Source organism: Candidatus Methylomirabilota bacterium (assembly GCA_035260325.1).
Classification (GTDB): domain Bacteria; phylum Methylomirabilota; class Methylomirabilia; order Rokubacteriales; family CSP1-6; genus AR19.
Genome location: DATFVL010000064.1, coordinates 1 through 2,681 on the forward strand (window position 1 = coordinate 1; position 2,681 = coordinate 2,681).

Genomic DNA, 2,681 nt, shown 5'->3' on the forward strand with positions numbered 1-2,681 from the left:
TTTCGCCGCTCATCAGGCCGCGGAGAAAGCCGTGAAGGCCCTCCACCTTCACCTCGGGCAGGAGGCCTGGGGCCACGTCGTGGCAAAGCTGATCCGCGAGCTTCCGGCCGCAGCGGGTGTTCCCGTCGGCCTGGTCGAGCAGGGGCAGGTGCTCGACACGTTCCATATCCCGTCGCGATGCCCGAACAGCCACCCGGAAGGTGCGCCGTTCGAGCACTACGGCCCGCTCCATAGCGAGGAGGCACTGCGCTTTGCCGGTGCGGTCATTGACTTCGTCCGTACTCGTCTGGCCTGATCGGGGCGCGGTCGAGGCGGCTCTGCGTCGTTGGGCCGCCGAGGCGGCGCGGCGCCGCCCTGAATTGCTTCGTGTCGGCTACTTCGGGTCCTACGCCCGCGGCGACTGGGGCGTGGGGAGCGATCTGGATATCGTCCTGGTGGTTGCGAGAGACGAACTGGCCTTCACGCGCCGCGGCGCCGCCTGGGATCTCACCTTGCTGCCCGTGTCCGCCGACGTGCTCGTCTACACCCACGAGGAATGGCGTGGCCTCGATCCGGCAAGTCGGTTCGCGCGCACGCTCGCGCGCGAGGTCGTCTGGGTGTGGGTCAGGGAGCCTTGAGCGAGGTGACGGCGAGTTCGCGCCCGCGCGGTCGGCGGTCGCCACGACTCACCGGCACCGCGCAGCGCCGGCACAGCTCGTTCCGCGGGGCGCGCGCGCAGGATACACTGGGCGCGCCGTGATGGACGTCGCCGCGCAGCGCGCCGCATACGTGCAACGACTCGAGACGGCCCTGCCTCGAGTGGTCGAGGCGCTTGCCACGATCCCGGGCGTCCAGCGCGTGAGCGTGTTCGGTTCCTACGCCCGCGGCCGGCGGGATCTCTTCACGGACCTGGACCTGCTCGTGGTGTGGGAGACGGAGCGTCCGGCGCTGGACCGGCTTCAGTTCCTCTACTCGCGCCTCGACGTGCCGGTCGACGTCGATATCGTATGCTACACCCCCGCCGAGCTCCAGGCCTCGAGCGACGATCCCTTCATCCGGAGGCTCCTCGGCGAGGAGGTCGTGCTCTATGAGATCCAGCCCCGCTGAGGAAGGGAGGCGGTGGCTCGAGCAGGCCCGCGAAGACCTCCGCTGGGCCGAAGACCTCGCGCAGCGGGGCGGCTATCACATCGCGTGCTTCCTGGCTCAGCAGGTGGGCGAGAAGGCACTGAAGGCCCTTCTCTACGCCGCGGGCGAGGAGCTGGTGCTCGGGCATTCGGTGGAGCGCCTCTGCGCCGAGGCGGGCGGGCGCGACGCACACTTTCGCGAACGGGCGCGGCGGTGGTCCATTCTCGACAGCTATTACGTCACGACCCGCTATCCCAACAGCCTGCCCGACAGCATCCCCGCACGCGTCTACACGCAGGACGCAGCGAAAGACGCGGTGCGTCTGGCGCGGGAGATCGTCACCGACGTCGGCGAGCGGCTCATGAAGGAGCCTTGAGCGAGCCCGGACCGGGCTACTCGCCGACGACCTGGACCGTGATCTCGCGACGCCGTGGGCCGTCGAATTCGGCGAAGATGATGGACTGGAATCGGCCGAGGGTCAGCTCACCATCTTTAATGCCGACAGCGACAGGGCGTCCCAGGAGGACTGCTCGCAGGTGCGAATGCGCGTTGCCGCGCTCGCAGTCCGAGTAGCGGGGGTCATCGTGTCGGTAGCCGTCCCGGGGGGGCACGAGCCGTTCGATGAGAACCTTAAGGTCATCGATCAGGGCGCTCTGGAATTCGTTGACGAACAGGGCGCAGGTCGTGTGGAGGGTATTGATCAGGGCGATGCCCGCGTTGATCGGGAACTGGCGGATCGCCTCTTGCACAATCTTCGTGATGTCAGAGAGCTCGGTCCGCTCTACGCTAGGTAGTACGAACGAGGTTTGGAAGATCTTCACAGTGCCTAGTTCCACGCTTCAACCATCGAGGATGGTAGCGAGGGCGGCCGGGCGAAGTCAACTCGCGATTACCCCGGGGCCTTGACCGAGTAGACGATGATCTCGTGGCCCCCGGGGGTGCGGTCGAGCCGGCTCACGGGGAGCTTGGAGCGTCGGCAGAGCGCGAGCAACGTCGCTTCCGTGTAACGGAAGGTATGGATGCGTCCGTCGGTCGTCCGGTTGAGAATGCGCGCCACCCGGCGTGCGAGGCCGTAACGGGAATGCGCGAGGTTGCGGACGGGCTCGGCGATCACGAGGAGGCGCCGCGCGGCCGCCCAGAGGCGCGGCAGTAGCGTATCGGCGATGTCGTGAAACTGATATAAGCTTGCTTCGATGATCACGGTCTCCGCGGTCGGTAGCGGCGCTCCGTCGCGCACGTCGAACGCGCGGACGTCCGCGCCACGCCGGGCGGCGAGCCTCAGCATGGCGGGCTCCAGATCGAGCCCGACGTACGACCGGAGCAGCCCGCGGTCGCCGAGATGCCGGTAGAGCGCGAGGTCGCCGCAGCACACCTCGAGGACCTCGGTCGGGCAGCCGATCCGGTCGGCGATGAGCGCGTACCGCGCGGCGTAGTCCCGTCCATAGCCGATCCGCATCGCGAGCTGGTACAGCGCCGGGAAGCGATAGATCGTCAGCATGCTCGGGGTCGGCGCGCCCGCACGGTGGCCGGTATTCTATCGCGTCGGGAGCCGTGATGGGGGCGGATGGCGCGCTGGT

Annotated in this window: 6 protein-coding genes; 4 read left to right on the forward strand and 2 right to left on the reverse strand. The window is 68.1% G+C overall.

Annotated features, from left to right (window positions below):
- From VKG64_04730 to VKG64_04745, 4 genes are all read left to right on the forward strand, one after another.
- A partial coding sequence (locus VKG64_04730) for a HEPN domain-containing protein (GenBank protein ID HKB24341.1) occupies positions 1 to 295 on the forward strand: 295 nt, incomplete at its 5' end.
- The gene (locus VKG64_04735) at positions 258 to 617 is read left to right on the forward strand and encodes a nucleotidyltransferase domain-containing protein (GenBank protein HKB24342.1); all 360 of its coding nucleotides are present in this window, start codon (positions 258 to 260) and stop codon (positions 615 to 617) included. The genes VKG64_04730 and VKG64_04735, both read left to right, overlap by 38 nt.
- Before the next feature lie 121 nt (positions 618 to 738).
- Positions 739 to 1,086, forward strand: coding sequence for a nucleotidyltransferase domain-containing protein (locus VKG64_04740; protein HKB24343.1), 348 nt, complete (start codon positions 739 to 741; stop codon positions 1,084 to 1,086).
- Positions 1,067 to 1,480, forward strand: coding sequence for a HEPN domain-containing protein (locus tag VKG64_04745; GenBank protein ID HKB24344.1), 414 nt, complete (start codon positions 1,067 to 1,069; stop codon positions 1,478 to 1,480). Before VKG64_04740 ends, VKG64_04745 begins: the two co-directional genes overlap by 20 nt.
- A gap of 16 nt (positions 1,481 to 1,496) precedes the next feature.
- On the opposite strand, the gene VKG64_04750 is transcribed toward VKG64_04745, so the two are convergent.
- On the reverse strand, positions 1,497 to 1,925 hold the full coding sequence (locus VKG64_04750; GenBank protein ID HKB24345.1) for a secondary thiamine-phosphate synthase enzyme YjbQ: 429 nt from the start codon (positions 1,923 to 1,925) through the stop codon (positions 1,497 to 1,499).
- A 68-nt stretch (positions 1,926 to 1,993) separates the two neighbouring features.
- Complete coding sequence (locus VKG64_04755; protein ID HKB24346.1) at positions 1,994 to 2,602, reverse strand: class I SAM-dependent methyltransferase; 609 nt, start codon at positions 2,600 to 2,602, stop codon at positions 1,994 to 1,996.
- Positions 2,603 to 2,681 lie beyond the last annotated feature (79 nt).

Bases quoted from the DNA above. Each gene is read 5' to 3' on its own strand.
- VKG64_04740 (HKB24343.1), top strand. From the start codon at position 739: ATGGACGTCGCCGCGCAGCGCGCCGCATACGTGCAACGACTCGAGACG.
- VKG64_04745 (HKB24344.1), top strand. From the start codon at position 1,067: ATGAGATCCAGCCCCGCTGAGGAAGGGAGGCGGTGGCTCGAGCAGGCC.
- VKG64_04755 (HKB24346.1), bottom strand. From the start codon at position 2,602: ATGCTGACGATCTATCGCTTCCCGGCGCTGTACCAGCTCGCGATGCGG.